The organism is Nitrospirota bacterium, assembly GCA_023229435.1.
In the GTDB taxonomy this organism is placed as follows: Bacteria; Nitrospirota; UBA9217; order UBA9217; family UBA9217; genus JALNZF01.
Map to the genome: position 1 here is coordinate 298,879 of JALNZF010000002.1, position 17,299 is coordinate 316,177.

The following is a 17,299-nucleotide window of genomic DNA, read 5'->3' on the forward strand; positions in this document are numbered from 1 at the left end:
TTAGAATTTTATCGCGCAACAGCAACGCTGATGCGCGAAATTCATTTCATTGCAGTAAACTTCAAATGCCGACATTAAACTGGATAGGAAGAAAAGCGGTTGAGAACCATCACAAGCAGGTGCCATTTCATCTGCTGAAGGAAGTGCCGGAACTGTCGGTGGGCGATCCCGGCAGTGGCAATCTGCTTGTGGAAGGGGACAACCTTCTCGCGCTAAAAGCTCTCCTCCCGTATTACTCTGGACAGGTGAAGTGCGTTTGCATTGATCCGCCATACAATACCGGCAATGAGGGATGGAAATACAATGACAATGTGAACAGCCCGGAAATGAGCGAGTGGCTTGGGAAGGTCGTCGGTAAGGAAGCGGAGGATTTAACGCGACACGACAAATGGCTTTGCATGATGTATCCACGCCTCGCATTGCTTCGCCAATTTCTGCGACCTGATGGCGCAATCTTCGTCTGCATTGATGATGTGGAAGTGGCCCATCTTCGACTCTTAATGGATGAGCTTTTTGGCTCGCATAATTTTATCGTAAACTTCGTGTGGCAATCAAAAGACACCCCCGGAAATAACAGCAGTGGCGTAGCTGAAACACATAACCATATCATAGCCTACCGTCGCTCCGATGCCTTTCAGCCGAATCTTTTAGCTCGCAATGAAAAGCAAGTGGGCACATATACAAATCCGGACAATGATCCACGCGGACCGTGGCTTGCTGCGCCACTGACACGTGTTGAGCATCGCGATCGTGATTATTATGCTCTTAAGAATCCGGCAGGAAGAGAGATCCATCCGCCAAAGGGCAGCAGTTGGAGGCGACCACCTGATAAAATGAAACAGTTGGCCTCTGATAATAGAGTTTGGTGGGGTAAATCTGGAGATTCTGAATTTCCCATGGAGAAGAAGTTTCTCTCCGAAGCAAAAGAGGGCGTTGTTAACCAAACATGGTGGCCCTATGACTTTGCTGGTAGCACGCGAAATGCAAGCGCAGAAATGAAAGAACTTTTTGGTGGTGAAAAACCTTTTGATACCCCGAAGCCAACACGGCTATTTAAAGTTATTATTTCACTCGCTAGTGATTCCAATGACCTAGTCCTTGACTCTTTCGCTGGCAGTGGCACAACTGGTAACGCAGTTTTGAGCTTGAATAAGCAGGATGGAGGTAATCGCCGATTTATCCTTGTGGAAATGGAACCAAAGATCGCGCGTGAAATAACAGTGGAGCGTGTGCGCCGCGTGATAGAAGGATATAAAAATCTTAAAGATGAGGACGTCGCGGGTTTGGGCGGCGGTTTTCGTTTTGCGACATTAGGTGAACCGCTTTTTGATGAAAGAGGGAACATTCGCAGTTCAGTGAGATTTGCTGATCTTGCGCTGCATGTATATTTCACAGAAACAGGCGAACCGCTGCCGAAGCAGGCGAAAGCAAACAGCCCCTTAATCGGAATATGTAATGGCGTTGCGGTCTATTTGCTCTACAACGGTATATTGAAAGATAAAACACCGGATGGTGGAAACGTTCTGACAGCAAGCATTCTTGCACATTTGAACAAGCACAACGGCCCGAAAGTGATCTATGGTACGGCCTGCCGGATTGGGCCGGAGCGGTTGCGGCGGGAGAACATTGTATTCAAACAGTTGCCGTACAAATTGAGGGTTGATGCACTATGATTCTAAAATCCTATCAAGTTGATGCCCTGTACTGGCTTGAAGAGTTCTTCAAACGCTGCAAGTTGAGCAATAACCCGCGCCTTGCCTATGAAGAAACAACAAAGGAATGGCGCGGTATCCCCCTGCATTATAAAGCGCTCCCCTCCCTTTCGAGAGTTCCCTATGTGTGTTTGCGCATTCCCACCGGAGGCGGTAAAACACTCATTGGCGGCATGGCGATCGAACGGGCAAACCGCAGTCTTCTCTTTACTCGGTATAGCGTAACCCTCTGGCTCGTGCCCTCCGAGCCGATTCGTGAACAGACTTTGAAGTCGCTCCGCAATCCTTCTAATCTTCTCCATCAAGCCGTTTATTCAGCGCTTGGAGACGTGACCGTAATGGAAATCGACGAAGCGTTGCGAGTGAAGCCGCACGTACTGAACGGTTCAAATGTGATCATCGTAGCGACGATGCAGGCTTTTAAACAGGAAGACAAAGATCGCCTAAGTGTTTATAAACAGAACTCCGATATGCAATCTCATTTCGAAGGAATTACCGACCAAAAGGTTATCGGCAACCAATCGTTCGTTGATGCTCTTCGACTGCGGCATCCCTTTGTGATCGTGGATGAGGCGCACAATCAGGGCACGCCACTTGCCTTTGAAACGCTTGCCCGTTTCGAGCCGAGCGCGATCCTGGAGTTGACTGCAACGCCTGACCGGTCACGCCAACCGAGCAATGTGCTTTTCAGCGTGGGCGCATCCACTTTGTGGTCAGCAGAAATGATTAAAATGCCGCTCGATCTTGTGCGCCGGGAAAACTGGCTTGATGCTCTTCGGGACGCTATCGGTTGCTTGAATAAACTACAAACAAAAGCCGCGGCTGAACGAGCGACTACGGGTGATTATCTGCGCCCTATCATGCTTCTTCAAGCAGAGCGTCATAATACCGAGCATGAGACAATCGTTCCGGAAAAGGTGAAGCAGACACTCATAGATGATTTCAGCATCCCGGAAGGCGAGATCAAGATTGCAACAGGGGCCATAGATGAAATAGCCGGCAATGATGTGTTGTCCGAGAAGTCGAAAGTGCGATTCATCATTACGATAGATAAGCTTCGGGAGGGATGGGACTGTCCCTTTGCCTATGTGCTTTGTTCATTCCGCAATACGAGTTCTTCCACGGCGGCCGAACAGATCTTAGGCAGAATCCTTCGCATGCCCGGCGCGAAGAAAAAGATCAACCCGGAATTGAACGAGGCGTATGCTTTTATTACATCGACTGATTTCCAGGCTACAGTTGCCAGCTTACGAGACGGTCTTGTCAAGAATGGATTTGAACGGCAGGAGACGAAGGACCTTATCCACACAGAGGAGGAACAGGGACAGGATGATCTTTTCATTCTGGCGGCCGGTCTGACCTTTACCACCTCTGAGATACCCGAACCGGAGGCGATACCTTCCGTGCTTGAAAACAAGGTTGAGATCGCACCGGAGGCAGGTACTGTTACCTTGAAGGGGAAATTCACTCCTAAACAAGCGGAGGCACTGGAAAACATTTTCCAAACACAAGCGGGCAAGAATGCCATCCGGACGGCGTTATCAAGATTGGGCGCGCCACAAGCTCTGCACCAGAAAACACCGTCTGAACTTGGAGAACTGTTCCGCGTCCCACTCCTTGCTCTGCGGCAAGGCGATCTCTGGGAGCCCTTCGAGGAAACGCATCTCTTACAAGGCGATTGGCGGCTACTCGATTATTCTAGCGAGTTAAACGAAAGTGAATTTAAGAGGCCTGAGCTTAGGGCACAGGGCGGGCGCTTTCTGGTCCGGGAAGAATCTATTCGCTTCGAGTATTTCGATGATATCGAGGCCCAACTTGCATTGCTTGATTTCTTTACAGAATGGGACCAGGTTCAGCTTGTAGCCTGGCTGGAGCGAAATGTTCCCGACGAGAGCATCCTGCCGGATGAAAAGGCGGCGTATCTGAATAAAGCCGTTACATGGCTGATACAGCATCGCGGTTTTACAATTGAGGAACTGGCTTATGCAAAGTTTCGGTTACGTGCCGAGCTTGAAAACAAGATCAAAGATGCCAAACGACAAGCAATGCAGCGGATTTATCAAGCCTTACTCTTCCAACCAGACCTGTTTATATCTGATGGCCGTTGTGAAATGATCTTTGAGCAGGGCCGCTATGCTTATGATCGACTATATTGTGGCTTTGTCGATCTGCCCAAGCATTTCTTTCCGCACATCGGTAATTTAGGCGCTGAGGGCGAGGAGTTCGACTGCGCGTTGTTTCTTGCAACGCAACTTGAAGGCGTCAAGTTCTGGGTGCGCAATGTGGAGCGAAAGCCGACATCCTTCTCATTGCAAACAAGCACCGACCGCTTCTATCCGGACTTCATTTGCAGACTGGAAGATGGCCGAAACCTGATTGTGGAGTATAAGAACATCAGGGATTGGGATTTGCCTGATAATGATGAAAAACGCAAGCTTGGCGCATTGTGGGAAATACGCAGTGGCGGCAAGGGGCTCTTCATAATGCCGAGAGGGAAAGACTTTGAGGCGATACGAGCCAGATTGAAGTAGTTGAACTTTGTCTAAGCCTGCAGATCAAATTGGCAATATATCAAAATGAAGTAACGCTCACGACCGGCCTTTTTTATGATTTTGCGTTTCATGCGTTAAATGTCTTAATTTTCTTTTCGGACTTTGATAGGGATCTTTTAATCGATTCCATCGGAGGTTGCTTCATTATTACCCGTTCCGGCTGAGTCTTCATCGTTCATACCAGTTGATCTTCATCCGCCTGTGATTTCATCCAAGAACGCCGCCTGCCAAAACCTGCCTTTGTAATAATATCAAACAAGCTATTGACAGATTATCGTACCTGTGATAATATGGGTTTACCCCGTTAGAGAAAGCCTCCACGTCTATGGCGTGGTACGTATTATTCATTCAATTGTGTTTCTTAATCACAATCTTATGTCATTAGAAAGCGAAGTTCTCTAACGGGGTTTATCAAGGGAGGTATCGGATGAGCATTTATGAAAAAATTGGACGCCGCGTCAAGGAACTGCGGGATAAGGCCGACATGAGCCAGGACGCGCTTGCGAAGATCATGAAACTGCCCCGCCCGGCCGTCTCTCAGATCGAAAGCGGCGCGCGGAAGATCGCTACCGATGAGCTTGTTACGTTATCGCAGATATTCCATGTGACAATAGATGATCTCTTAAATCCTGGGAAAGAGCCGGAAGTCCGCCTGCCTGAGGGGAAAGAAGAGAAAACGGTCAAACAACAGATGCGTATCAGCGTTCCGCAGAAAAACCTCCAAAAGTTCAAGGAGGTTCTGCTGTACATTCTGAACAAGGTCGGCGCAAAAGAAAACATCGGCGAAACCGTTATCTACAAACTCCTCTACTTCATAGACTTCGACTTCTATGAAAAATATGAGGAGCAGTTGGTCGGCGCTACCTACATCAAAAACAAATATGGCCCAACGCCGGTCGAGTTCGTCAAGATCGTCGAGAAAATGATCAAGGACGGAGCGATCGAAAAGGTCAAGAGCGAGTACTTCAAGTTACAGCAGACCAAGTATCTGCCGCGCCGGAAGCCGGACATTGCGAAACTTACGTCATCCGAGATCGAAGTGATTGACGATGTCCTGAACAGACTTTCCGACATGAATGCAAGCCAGATCAGCGCCTACTCTCATGGAGACGTGCCCTGGGTCACGACAAACGACGGCGATGCCATCGAGTATGAGTCTGTTTTTTACCGCACGCCGCCCTATTCCGTGCGGGCCTATGCGGAAGATAACGGATAAGCGACCTGTTCTATAAACCATTCGTCCGGACCCTATTCAATAAGATAACCCATGCCCCGGAATTCGAAAAGGACCTAAAGAAACTCCTCAAGCGATTTCCTTCCCTTGAGGATGACTTATGGATGTTCATCAAGGTCGCAATGAACGCGTTTCACATAAAGAAAATAGACAGCGGGTCGATCTTTCATATATCTGACCTCGGCATCCGTTCCCCGAAAATCTATAAAGCAAAGAAGTTCGCTTGCAAAGCGCTGAAAGGCAAAGGCGCTCAGTCGGGGATAAGGGTTATCTATACGTATCACGAAGAAGCGGATTGGATCGAGTTCATCGAAATTTACTATAAGAGTGATAAGGAGAGCGAGGATCGGGAGAGGATAAAGAGATATTACCCGAAAGAATAATACCATCTGCAATCTTTATAAGATCGTTTTCAACCCCAATGCAAAATATCCTGTGATAGAACAAATTCGAGTTTGATCACGGATTTTCCTTGCCTGATCGATTTGCCCTTTCAACCGCGCTCAGAACACCCCGCAAGATACTGACATCCCTGCTGTTCATCCGTGCCCTGCCGAAGAGCTGCCTGAGCGAAAACATCAGGCGTTCCGGATGGTCGCGCTCAAGAAAGCCGATCGTCTGTAGCGTTTGTTGCAACTGCACGAAAAAACCCTCGATATCATCACTGCGCGCAAGCTCATTGCTCAATTTGCCAACCTGAGCGCCTGAAGCCAAAAAAAGCTCGTAGGCAATTATCATTACTGCATGAGAGAGGTTCAGTGACGGAAATGTTTCCGATGCCGGTATGGCCACGATCTCATGACAGAGGGCGAGGGCGCTGTTTTCCAGTCCGTTCACTTCGTTTCCAAACACGATCGCCACGCGGTTCTTTGCGAGAATCGGAATCACCTGCTCCGCCATCTCGCGGGGAGTTCGTATGTTTTTACGCTGTCTGCCTGCATGTCTTGACGTTCCGATGACGAACCCCTGGTCGGCCAGCGCCTCGGCAAGCGCTGGAAACACCGCTGCATTCTCAATGATCTCATGGGCACCCGCGGCAAGCTTGCGGGCATCCTGATCCTTGTCCTTCGGCGGATCCACGAGGATCAGCCGGCTCAGGCCCATGTTCATCATGCATCGGGCCGCGGCGCCGATGTTCCCCGGTGTTTTTGTGTCCACCAGTACGATGCTGACGTTGTCAAGTAATTGATTCATGGCAATACTTGTAACGGCGAAATACTTTTTTCCCCCGCTCTTTTCCAGTTTATCCGTGTAAGGACATTATAGAGAAAATGAAGGCTGTACTCAAGTTTATATTGAGCGAGCATTATTCACGTTGACAAGCTTGAGGTGGACTGTTAGAGTGTTTTCATCATGAGCATGATCGCGATATCGCTCCAGTCTGGCAGCAGTGGAAACTGCATATATATAGAAGCAGGGGGGGTCAGACTCCTGATCGACGCCGGGATCACGGGCGTACAGGCGCAGGGCCGGCTTGCCGCTCACGGCCGGGACATCCATACGGTCGATGCGGTGATCATCTCGCATGATCACGGCGATCACATCCGGCATGCGGGTGTGTACCAGCGGAAATTCGGCATCCCGATCTATGTTACCCCGGCGACGCTTGCCGCTGCGACCGCGCGATGCAATCTCGGAAAGCTTACCGACGTGCGCACCTTCCGGGCCTGCGACAAGATCAGATTCGGCGATGTGCTCGTGCATGCCATCCCCACGCCCCATGATGGAGTGGATGGGTCCGTCTTCGTAGTCGAAGCAGGGAAGAAGCGAATCGGCGTGCTGACCGACCTCGGGCATGTGTTCAAGGACCTCACCCGGATCGTGGCATCGCTCGACGCTGTTTTTCTCGAAAGCAACTACGATCCCGACATGCTCGCTGCCGGCTCTTACCCGGCCTATCTCAAGCAGCGAATCAGGGGACCGCACGGACATATTTCAAATATCGAAGCCGCCGAGCTTTTACGCCGCGCCTCTGTAGAGCAGCGCCTCCAATGGGCATGTCTCTCTCACCTCTCGGAAGAGAACAACCACCCCGATGTCGCGCTCAAGACCCACCGCGCGGCCATCTCCGGAAAGGTCACCCTGTATGTGGCCGACCGTTACCAGTCCACGGAAATATTTACCGTACTATAACCCTTCCTCTTCGCTGAGCTTGAATTCAATCTGAGACAAATCCGATACTTTCATAAAAAGCGTTCTCACACAAAGATCACGGAGATCACAAAGAAAAACTTGAATGTTGTCGATATGACTTCCTTCGTGCCTTTGTGCCTTCGTGTGAACAATTGATTTTTTACGAGATCTTCAAACCTGATAACGTCGCAAAAAGTAACGATACACACAAAGCGCGGTTCTTGAGTGACGTATCGGGGGGAAAGATGCTGATGGATCACAGGATCACGGCCGTCTCGATCGGCGGATAAGGATAAAGATCCTGATACAAAAGACGCCGCAGAGGGCCGTCAGCCAGGCGCTCTCCGTATTAAAATGGTTGATCCGGAGAATTACCGCGGCCAGACCCGCTCCCACGGTGAGAAACGCGAGGATCAGGCCCTTACCGATGCGCGAGATGATCTTGAGCTCCCCTACGATGTCCCGCGAAGTGATCTCTACCCGCGTTTCGTTCCGCCCCGTGGAAACCAGAAAATCGGACAACAGCTTCGGCAGACTCACCAGCGAGCGAACAGTAACGCCTGCTTGCCCGAAGAAGGCGGCTGACGACATCGCCTCGGCCATGATAAAGCGCTTGGCGAAGGGAGTGGCGATCTCAATGATATTGGTATCGGGGTCGAGCTGAGACCCGAGACCATTCAGCATGCCCATGACCCGGCCGAACAGGATGAAGTCGTTCGGGATCTGGATCGAGGGGCTGAGCCGGAGGGCCTCCATGATATCATTTCCCATCTCCTCGATGTCCATTGCCTTGAACTCACTCGGTGAGATATCGCGGTATTTCGCGAAAATCCTGTCTACAAACTGGACCAGCGGCTGAAGGTTCCTGGTGAGCGGGATGAACCCCATGTCCACAAGCGCCCGGACAAGTCCGAGGCTGTCGCGCTCCATGATCGCGGTAAAAGCGCGTTTGAGCCCCTCTTTTTTCGGGGGCGAGATGCGGTCCACCATGCCGAAATCAACGAGAACGATCTCGGGGCCTGGACGGACGAAAATATTGCCGGGATGGGGGTCTCCGTGGAACAGGCCATCGGTGAAGAACATCTGACAATAGGCCTCGGCAAGGGCACGCGCCACCTCTTTCCGGTCGACCCCCTGCGCGTCGATCGCATCGAGGTCCGTGATCTTGACGCCTTCGAGAAATTCGAGCGTCAGCACCTTGGACGTCGTGAACGGCCAATACACAGCAGGAATTCTGATCTTCGGGTTATCGGAAAAGTTTTTGGCAAAGGCCGACGCGTTCTTTCCTTCCTGGATGTAGTCCAGCTCCTCGTGGATAATGCGTGAGAATTCGGAGAAAATGACGTCGAGATTGATGCGCCGGTAGAAGACCTTGAGAAGCCTGATAATGAAGTGGAACGTCCGGATATCGGCCGTTATCACTTCTTCGATGCCGGGATACTGGACCTTTACCGCAATGCGCTCGCCGCTTTTCAGGGTGGCGCGATGCACCTGACCGATCGAGGCCGAGGCAATGGGTGTCTCATCAAAAGACGCAAACACGTCCTCCGGTGGACCAATCTCTTCAATGACGCGTTTCATGATCTCCGCGAGGTCCGCAGGCGGAACGTGGTCCTGGAGCTTGGACAGCTCCGTCGTGTATTCCTCCGGGAGGATGTCCACGCGCGAGGACAGAAACTGGCCGATCTTGATCAGCACGCCGCGCATCTCGATCATGCGCTCGCGCAGCACAAAGGCGTATTTTGAATGAAGCCGTTTGAGCCGTTCTTTTCGCATTGCAGGAGAGGCGAAGATGTTTCTGAACGAGAAAAGCTTATAGCCCAGAAGTATGCGAAGAAAAAGGGCGACGCCCCGAACAAACCTGATCTGGTAGCCGATGATTGTCATAATTGATTATACCAAATTGAGAGGGGGAAGGATATGCTGAGAATGAACAGGGCACGAAACGGCAGGAGCGCCGGTTAATCAACAAACCCGCCTTTCGGAGCAATATTAACTTGACAACGAGCGGTATTCTCAAATAATATGAGCTTCGCCTCATTAATGAGTGGGAAGAACACAGGAGTGGCGGCGGCCTTTTGGACAGGAAGCCTCAATCTGCCTTGCCGCCGACAACGCTCCTGACCGGGGAAGCTTGACAATATGACCTTTACCAGGATGAATGACAGTGGATTTCTGTTCATCAGGTAAAGGTTTTTTTACCTGAACCGGACCAACCGGAGCGAATAGAACTTTTTTCCACTTTGATAACTATATGCCATTTCTCCTCAGAACTTGACATAGTCGCGCGAATGTTTGCCCTTGCATGGACCCCTCATCCCAGCCCTCTCCCGCAAGGGGCGAGGGAGGTTTGCAACCTCTCCCTGGAGCCTGCCCTCGAATGCTCTTATCGGGGGAGGGAGAGGACCGAGGTGAGGGGGATTCCGTAGGAATGTATCAATTCTTTACTCTAGCAAACGCAATAAGGGTTGTTATATTATTTGTAGGGCAACCCTTCACAGGTTGTTGAAAAACACTTAGTTTACCCTTCGACAAGCTCAGGGCGAACGGAGCGTGTATTGAATTTATTCGTATTTATCCGTTCGTGGTGAGCCTGTCGAACCACAAAAAGACTTTTTCAACAGCCTGTTCAGGGTTGCTTAAAGCAAGGCTAAAGCCTTGCCCTACAGGTAACAATATTTTATGCGTTTGTATTAATTCGTTTGCACTAACAATTCAGGAGACCGCTAATGAAGAGAACGATCAATAAGATCCTGATCGCGAACCGGGGCGTTCCCGCGGTCCGGGTCATGCACACGTGCCGGGACCGGAAGATCCCCACCACCGCGGTGTACAGCGATCCCGACCGCCTTGCCCATCACGTGTTCATGGCGGACGAGGCGGTTTACATCGGCGAGGCCCCGCCTTCCGAGTCGTATCTCAATATGGACAAGATGGTCCAGGCCGCTCTTCAGAGCAAGTCTGACGCGGTCCATCCGGGCTGGGGCTTTCTGGCTGAGAACGCGGATTTCGCGCAGAAAGTGATCGACGCGGGACTCATATGGATCGGCCCGTCTCCCGAGGTCATCCGCATGCTGGGGGACAAGATCGAAGCCAAGGCCCTGGCACGGAAGGCCGATGTCCCGACCATCCCGGGCATCGACGCGGTCACGGACATTGAACAGATCAAGGTGTGGATGAAGAAGGATGAGGTAAGTTATCCGATTATGATCAAGGCTTCGGCGGGCGGTGGCGGCAAGGGCATGGTCAAGGTGGAAAATGACGAAGACCTGTCGCAGTCCCTGGCCCGGGCCCGGTCCGAGGCCAAAAAGTCCTTCGGCAACGAGACCATCCTGGTCGAAAAATATATCGAGCGGGGCCGGCATATCGAGGTCCAGATCGTTGCTGATGAGCACGGCAATGTCATTCATCTGTACGAGCGGGAATGCACGATCCAGCGGAGGAACCAGAAGATCGTCGAGGAGGCGCCCTCACCAAGCCTCGACGACGCACTGCGCCAGGAGATCTGCGCCACTGCAACGCGGCTTATGCGCGAGATCGGCTACACGTCGGCCGGCACGGTGGAGTACATCTTCGATTCGGCGACCAGAAAATTCTATTTCCTCGAGGTGAATACCCGCTTGCAGGTCGAGCACGGCATCACTGAACTGATCACGGGCCTGGATATCGTCGGCATCATGATCGACGTGGCACTCGGCAAAAAACTGCCGTTCAATCAGTCCAACATCCGTCCGAACCGGTGGGCGCTGGAAGTTCGCCTCAACGCCGAGGACCCAAAGAACTTCAGCCCCTCCTTCGGGCCGATCACCCGGCTGCAGGTGCCGATGGGTCCGAACGTACGCGTGGCATCGGGTGTGTACGAGGGCGGCGATGTCCCCGCGTACTACGATTCGCTGTTCATGCTGCTCATGACCGCGGGCGCGGACCGGAAAGACGCCATCCGGGTCATGGACCGCTCGCTCGGCAGGAACCTCAGAGTCGAGGGCATCAAGACGCTCCAGCCGCTGCTGCTCAGTATTATCAGGCACCCGTCTTTCATCTCCGGGGAGTTTTCGACCCGGTTCATCGAAGAGCACATGGATGAACTGATCTCCAAGTTCAGCGAGCAGAACAGCGAAGACGAGGTGCTCAAGATCGCGCGGTATGTGGCGGAGATCTCGGCGCTGGGACCCCAGAAATGGATGTGAACCGGGTATGAAAGAGATCATCAGGCTGCTGAACAACAACAGGGAGTGGGCCCGGCGGGTCGAGCTCGAGAACCCGGGGTTCTTCAGCAAGCTGAAGAGGCAGCAGCGGCCCAAGTACCTGTGGATCGGATGTTCCGACAGTCGTGTGCCGGCGAACCAGATCACGGGATTGCTGCCGGGAGATATCTTCGTCCATCGGAACATCTCCAATCAGGTCATCAATACCGACATGAACCTGATGTGTGTGCTGCAGTATGCCGTCGAGGTCCTCAAGGTCAAGCACATCATCGTATGCGGTCATTACGGGTGCGGCGGCATCGCGGCCGTCAAGAAGAACGCCACCTACGGGATGCTGGAGCACTGGCTCGAGAACGTGCGGGTGGCCGTAAGGAAGCACAAGCGGATCACGCTGAATGAGATGTGCGAGCTGAACGTAAAGCGGCAGGTGGAAAACCTGTCGCACAATACGATCGTGCAAAAGGCGTGGGACCGGGGCAGAAAGCTGTATATCCACGGATGGATATACTCGATCTCGGACGGGCTGATCAAGGACCTGAAGGTGACCCAGATGGGGACTCCCGCGAGGGGGCGTCTCAGAAGCAAAGCGTAGAGGAGAGGACAAACATGAACGACCCTGTATTTGTCAGACCCGGAATGTCCCCGAAAGAGCTCGTCAAGGCGGTCCGCTCGCTGAAAGGCGTGTGTTTCACCTCGGTAGGGATGCGGGACGCGGGCCAGTCGGATTTTAAGAACCGCCACCGGATCTACGACCTGCAAACGCTCGCCCCCCATTATGAAAAGATGGGGCTGTTCAGCGCGGAATGCCATGGCGGCGCGCGATGGCACGTGGGCATTATGAACCGGCGGGAAAGCCCGTTCGAAGAGACCGCGCTGCTCCGGGAACTCATGCCGAACGTGCTGCTCCAGACCCTGATCCGCGAGACCAACCTGTGGGGCTACCGCCCGTATCCGAAGAACGTGATCGAGTACGCCGTAGGGCAGGTGGACATCGATGTCTGGCGGTGCTTCTCCTTCCTGAACGATGTGCGGAACATGCGCACGGTCGCCGACGTCGTGATGAAGCGGGGACGGCTCTTCGAACCGACCATCTCCTTCACCACCGCGGATTGGGCCACGAACGAATACTATCTCAAGGTGATCAGGGACATGGTCGACCTCTGCTCGGGTGTGGACGAGATCATCCTGTGTGTCAAGGACATGGCGGGCGTCGGCGATGTCTCCCGGATCGGCAACCTGATCAGCGCCATAAAACAGAAATACCCAACGCTGGTGATCAACTATCACCGGCATATCACCGACGGGCTTGCCATCCCCGCCCTGTTGTCAGCCGCCAGGGCAGGGGCGCAGATCTTCGATGTGGAAGAGGACTCGCTCGTCCGGTTCTACGGCCACTCGCCCATCCTGGGCGTGCAGGCGATCTTTGAGGAATCAGGGATCCCGGTGCATCTGAACCGGCCCGAGGCGGAGGAGGCGGTCCAGAAGGTGCGCGAATGGATCGGACACTACGAGTGGGCCGAATCGCCCTTTAAAGGGCTCGACCACACGGTCACGCGCCATAAGATGCCGGGCGGCGCCTTTCCCAGTTCCTTTGAGCAGGCGCAGAAGGCCGATTTCCTTCATCTGATGCCCGCGGTCCTGAAGCTCATGTCCCTGTACAACCGGATCGTGAAATATTTCGATGTGACTCCCGGCTCCCAGATCACCTGGGTCACCTGCAGCGGGATCATCAACCGCTATGCCAAGGAGCGCGGCGACGCGGGGGTCAAGCACATCCTTGCGCTCATGATAAAATTCGTCGAGGAAAAAGCGCAGCAGTTGGGCGCGATGTCGAAAGACGAGCAGGAAGAACTGCTGACGCTCTTCAGGACCGCGCCCGGAGACTTCAAGAACCTGCTGCTCGGCAATTACGGAAAACTTCCCGTCGGCTGGCCGGCTGACTGGGTGTACCAGAGCGCGTTTGGAGAAGAGGGGGCCGCGAAGATCAAAGAACGGAAAGAGACCTCGCCGCTCGAATCAATGGCCCAGGACGACCTCGACAAACTGCGCAAGGAACTTTCGGACAACCTCGGCCGAGCGGCAACGGATGAAGAATTTGTGTTGTATCTCATGCACCCGAAAGACGCGCTGGAGTATATCAGTTTCCGTAATCTGTACGGCAATGCGCCGCTGGCACTGCCCACCAATGTCTGGCGCGAAGGCCTCAAGAAACCCGGGGAACGTGTGGATTTCGATCTTTGGGGCAAGCCCTATTCCGTCGAACTCGTGTCGATCGGCGCGGAGCACGAAGGCTTTGTGCACGTCGTGATGAGGGTGAACAACAAGACGCGAGTGTATACGGTCGCGACCCCGCGCGCCAGGAAGGTCGAGACCCGGATGGCCAAGGGCCCGAATGATGTGGGCGCCCCGATCAACGGCAACCTCTGGAGGATCGGCAATCCCGATCGCGGGCCCATCAAGGTCGGCGACATCGTCCACAAGGGAGAAGAGATCGCGAACCTCGAGGCCATGAAGATGGAGAACGCGATCCTCGCGCCCAGCAACGGCCAGATCGCCGAACTCTGCTTCAAGCTCAACGAGACGGTGCAGGAAGGTCAGCTGCTGTTTGTGATCGAGAAGCAATAAGTCCTGAATCGCGGCATGCGAGCGCGGCCAGGCACAGCTCCGGGGGCGGTTTGGCGCCGGAGTATGAATTGGCGGGTCCGCTGAACCATGCGATTATCCGGTGTCACTTAATACAGGGACCATACGGCGAATTTCCCTGAATATTCGGTGTTGACACGTGTCCATATTACGGATATCATATGCTTACTGTAAAGGGGAGTAGCTGAATCGTGGATATCGTCAGCACGGCTCGATAAGAGTCCGGTACCACGGGTTAGATAACACTAACAAGCAAGACCTTTATCGCGCAATATATTTTGCGGCGGTAAAGGTCTTTTTTTTGGAAGAGGCCTCTGACACTCAAGGATATTCACCCGCTCCATTCTTTTGCTATAGTTTAATTTGTTCTCAGCAACCCCGCCGTAGGCGGGGCACTCTATCACCCGGAGGAATAACAATGGATCCGCAAAAAGTCCCGAAAATGGCGACAATCGGCCTACTGGCGATTCTCGGCCTTATGCTTGTCATGTCCTCGTACTTTGTGGTCGACGCGGGCGAACGCGGGGTCATACTCAGGTTCGGCGCGGTGAACCGCGTGGTGGCCGAAGGGCTTCATTTCAAGGTCCCCTTCATGGAGGACATCATTCGCATGACCGTGCGCGTTCAGAAGACCACCACCAAGACCGAAGCCGCCAGCCAGGACATGCAGGTAGTCCAGACCACCATGGTCCTGAACTACAGCCTCCAGCCGGACAAGGTCGGCGAGACGTACAGGACCATCGGCCTGAACCAGGACGTGTCGGAGAAGATCATCAATCCCGGCATTGAAGAGAGCTTTAAGGCCGCCGCGGCCCGGTACACCGCCGAGGAACTGATCTCGAAACGCGAGGCGCTCAAAACCCAGGTGCGCGATTATCTCCGCGACCGTTTGGCGCCTTTCGGCATCATGGTGATAGAGCTCTCGATCACGGATTTCCAGTTCTCGACCGAGTTCAATAAAGCCATTGAATCGAAGCAAAGCGCCGAGCAGCACGCGCTCAGGGCGAAGCGGGACCTGGACCGGATCAGGGTGGAAGCGCAGCAGAAGATCGCCACAGCCCAGGCCGATGCAGAGGCGCTCCGTCTCCAGCGCCAGGTGATCTCTCCGGACCTCATCAAGCTGCGACAGATCGATGCCCAGATAAAGGCCATCGAGAAGTGGGACGGCAAGCTGCCAAACGTGACCGGCGGCGCTGTTCCGTTCATCCAGATTGAAGACACTAATAAGTAAGGTGCGTTGAAGCGTGAGCGGGCACCTACGCTAATGAGGGCGCCTGAATTTGAAGCGAAGGATCCGGCAAAGGATATGACCGCGTGGATGCTCAGAGCCGTCGTGCAGGCAAAAAAGCTGCTAATCGTGGTGGTCGGCTTCACCGTGCTGCTTATCGGTGTTGCAATGCTTGGATTGCCCGGTCCCGCTATTATCGTGGCGTGGTGCCCTTGGGTTTGGGAATCCTTTCCACTGAATTTGTCTGGGCGGCCATGTTGTTAAAAACGATTAAGGGTAAATTTCAAAAAACAAAAGAAGGGGGTAATTCGCATGAGACCAAGTGAACGCGAAGAAGAACATTTTGCACGGATTGAGTTTGAGAATAAGAAAAAGCTCGAGGAGGAGAAACACAAGAGGCTTGCTGAGGAAGAAAAGAAAAGGATGAAAGAACTGCATTATATGATGTGCCCCAAGTGCGGGATGGAGTTGATCGAGATAGACTACAAGAAAATTAAAATTGATAAGTGTTCCGAGTGCGACGGGGTCTGGCTCGACGCCGGAGAGATGGAGCAGGTGGCAAAGCTGGACAAGATGGGCCTCGACAAGCTCTTCAGCGTTTTCAAAAAATAACTCGCGGGGCTCCGCTGAGGGGTCGGGAACAAAGGGCTGCATAGTTGATGTTTCCCGGCCCTGTTCTTTTTTAAAGTCTTTTTCTGTCGTGGATCTGAGCAATGCCGCGCCTCGGCATCCCCCGGCTCCCGCCGGGGGTGAAAAGCGCTTCCACGCGACCAGTACATAAGAGCGGTCGCGCGGAAGCAGTTCCGGGAGGTCGCGTTGTTCGTGGGAGCCTCCGGCTCCTGCCGGAGGGGGCTCCACTGCCGATGGTCGCCCGCCGCTTATGATACACTATATTGATACCTCGAAATGAATCGTAGTCATTGGAAGAACGTGGAGCGGCGCCGTGTTTATGATCAATCTCGCGCTGCTGCATGGTATGCGGTGAACCCCGTTAGACCTCCCGATGAAAGCGGCATAATGCCGGATAACGCGATAATCACTGAGACGACGAGAGGTCTGACGGGGTGAACAGCTTCCCTGACGGCTTTTAACCAGTGTAAAGGAAAGGATAAGAAAAAACATGCGTTGGCATCAAAAAAACATCGAAGAAGTCATTACGGAACTCGGGTCGTCGCTCCAGGGCCTTTCCGCGGCAAAGGCGCAGGAGCTGCTCCTGGAGCACGGTCCCAACGAACTTGTGGAGAAGGAGAAGAAGTCTCCATTCATGATGTTCCTCGACCAGTTCAAGGACTTCATGATACTCATCCTCATTGCCGCCGCGCTTATTTCAGGCTTCATCGGCGAGGTCTCGGACACGATTGCCATCATTGTCATTGTTGTCCTGAACGCGGTTGTCGGGTTTATCCAGGAATACCGCGCGGAAAAGGCCATGGCTGCCCTGAAAAAAATGGCCGCGCCGTCCGCGGCAGTCATGAGAAACGGCATGCCGGAAACCATCTCCGCTTCCCGGCTTGTGCCGGGCGATGTCGTTCTGCTCGAGGCGGGGAAAATCGTCCCCGCTGACATGCGAATGATCGAAGCCGCTCTTTTTA

14 protein-coding genes are annotated in these 17,299 nt (G+C 53.2%); 12 read left to right on the forward strand and 2 right to left on the reverse strand.

Translation table 11 applies throughout. The annotated features are described in order from the left end of the window. The first annotated feature begins 65 nt into the window (after positions 1-65). The 4 genes from M0R70_02945 to M0R70_02960 all read left to right on the forward strand — a co-directional run bounded on the left by M0R70_02945 (position 66) and on the right by M0R70_02960 (position 5,881). Positions 66-1,673 (forward strand): site-specific DNA-methyltransferase, encoded by a 1,608-nt coding sequence (locus tag M0R70_02945; GenBank protein MCK9418317.1) that lies wholly within the window; start codon positions 66-68, stop codon positions 1,671-1,673. Beyond that, positions 1,670-4,243 (forward strand): DEAD/DEAH box helicase family protein, encoded by a 2,574-nt coding sequence (locus M0R70_02950; GenBank protein ID MCK9418318.1) that lies wholly within the window; start codon positions 1,670-1,672, stop codon positions 4,241-4,243. Before M0R70_02945 ends, M0R70_02950 begins: the two co-directional genes overlap by 4 nt. Positions 4,244-4,691: 448 nt before the next feature. Next, on the forward strand, positions 4,692-5,480 hold the full coding sequence (locus M0R70_02955) for a DUF4065 domain-containing protein (protein MCK9418319.1): 789 nt from the start codon (positions 4,692-4,694) through the stop codon (positions 5,478-5,480). A gap of 122 nt (positions 5,481-5,602) precedes the next feature. Then, on the forward strand, positions 5,603-5,881 hold the full coding sequence (locus M0R70_02960) for a hypothetical protein (GenBank protein ID MCK9418320.1): 279 nt from the start codon (positions 5,603-5,605) through the stop codon (positions 5,879-5,881). Between the two features lie 76 nt (positions 5,882-5,957). Here the strand turns inward: M0R70_02960 and M0R70_02965 are convergent, their stop codons facing one another. After that, the gene (locus M0R70_02965) at positions 5,958-6,692 is read right to left on the reverse strand and encodes an RNA methyltransferase (protein MCK9418321.1); all 735 of its coding nucleotides are present in this window, start codon (positions 6,690-6,692) and stop codon (positions 5,958-5,960) included. 159 nt (positions 6,693-6,851) lie between these two features. On the opposite strand from M0R70_02965, the gene M0R70_02970 reads away from it, so the two are divergent. Further along, entirely contained in the window at positions 6,852-7,631 is a 780-nt protein-coding gene (locus M0R70_02970) for an MBL fold metallo-hydrolase (GenBank protein ID MCK9418322.1), read from the forward strand. A gap of 264 nt (positions 7,632-7,895) precedes the next feature. Here the strand turns inward: M0R70_02970 and M0R70_02975 are convergent, their stop codons facing one another. Then, complete coding sequence (locus M0R70_02975) at positions 7,896-9,518, reverse strand: AarF/ABC1/UbiB kinase family protein (protein MCK9418323.1); 1,623 nt, start codon at positions 9,516-9,518, stop codon at positions 7,896-7,898. A gap of 842 nt (positions 9,519-10,360) precedes the next feature. On the opposite strand from M0R70_02975, the gene M0R70_02980 reads away from it, so the two are divergent. The 7 genes from M0R70_02980 to M0R70_03010 all read left to right on the forward strand — a co-directional run. Then, the gene (locus M0R70_02980) at positions 10,361-11,818 is read left to right on the forward strand and encodes an ATP-grasp domain-containing protein (protein MCK9418324.1); all 1,458 of its coding nucleotides are present in this window, start codon (positions 10,361-10,363) and stop codon (positions 11,816-11,818) included. Between the two features lie 7 nt (positions 11,819-11,825). Then, positions 11,826-12,428, forward strand: a complete 603-nt coding sequence (locus M0R70_02985) for a carbonic anhydrase (GenBank protein MCK9418325.1) — start codon at positions 11,826-11,828, stop codon at positions 12,426-12,428. A 14-nt stretch (positions 12,429-12,442) separates the two neighbouring features. Beyond that, positions 12,443-14,461 (forward strand): biotin attachment protein, encoded by a 2,019-nt coding sequence (locus tag M0R70_02990; GenBank protein ID MCK9418326.1) that lies wholly within the window; start codon positions 12,443-12,445, stop codon positions 14,459-14,461. A gap of 436 nt (positions 14,462-14,897) precedes the next feature. Further along, positions 14,898-15,710, forward strand: a complete 813-nt coding sequence (locus M0R70_02995) for a prohibitin family protein (GenBank protein MCK9418327.1) — start codon at positions 14,898-14,900, stop codon at positions 15,708-15,710. 83 nt (positions 15,711-15,793) lie between these two features. After that, a complete protein-coding gene (locus M0R70_03000; GenBank protein MCK9418328.1) occupies positions 15,794-16,033 on the forward strand; it encodes a PGPGW domain-containing protein in 240 nt (79 codons plus the stop codon). Further along, on the forward strand, positions 16,020-16,319 hold the full coding sequence (locus tag M0R70_03005) for a zf-TFIIB domain-containing protein (GenBank protein ID MCK9418329.1): 300 nt from the start codon (positions 16,020-16,022) through the stop codon (positions 16,317-16,319). Before M0R70_03000 ends, M0R70_03005 begins: the two co-directional genes overlap by 14 nt. A gap of 508 nt (positions 16,320-16,827) precedes the next feature. Then, positions 16,828-17,299, forward strand: a 472-nt coding sequence (locus M0R70_03010; protein MCK9418330.1) for a cation-transporting P-type ATPase, incomplete at its 3' end; no start/stop codon positions are given.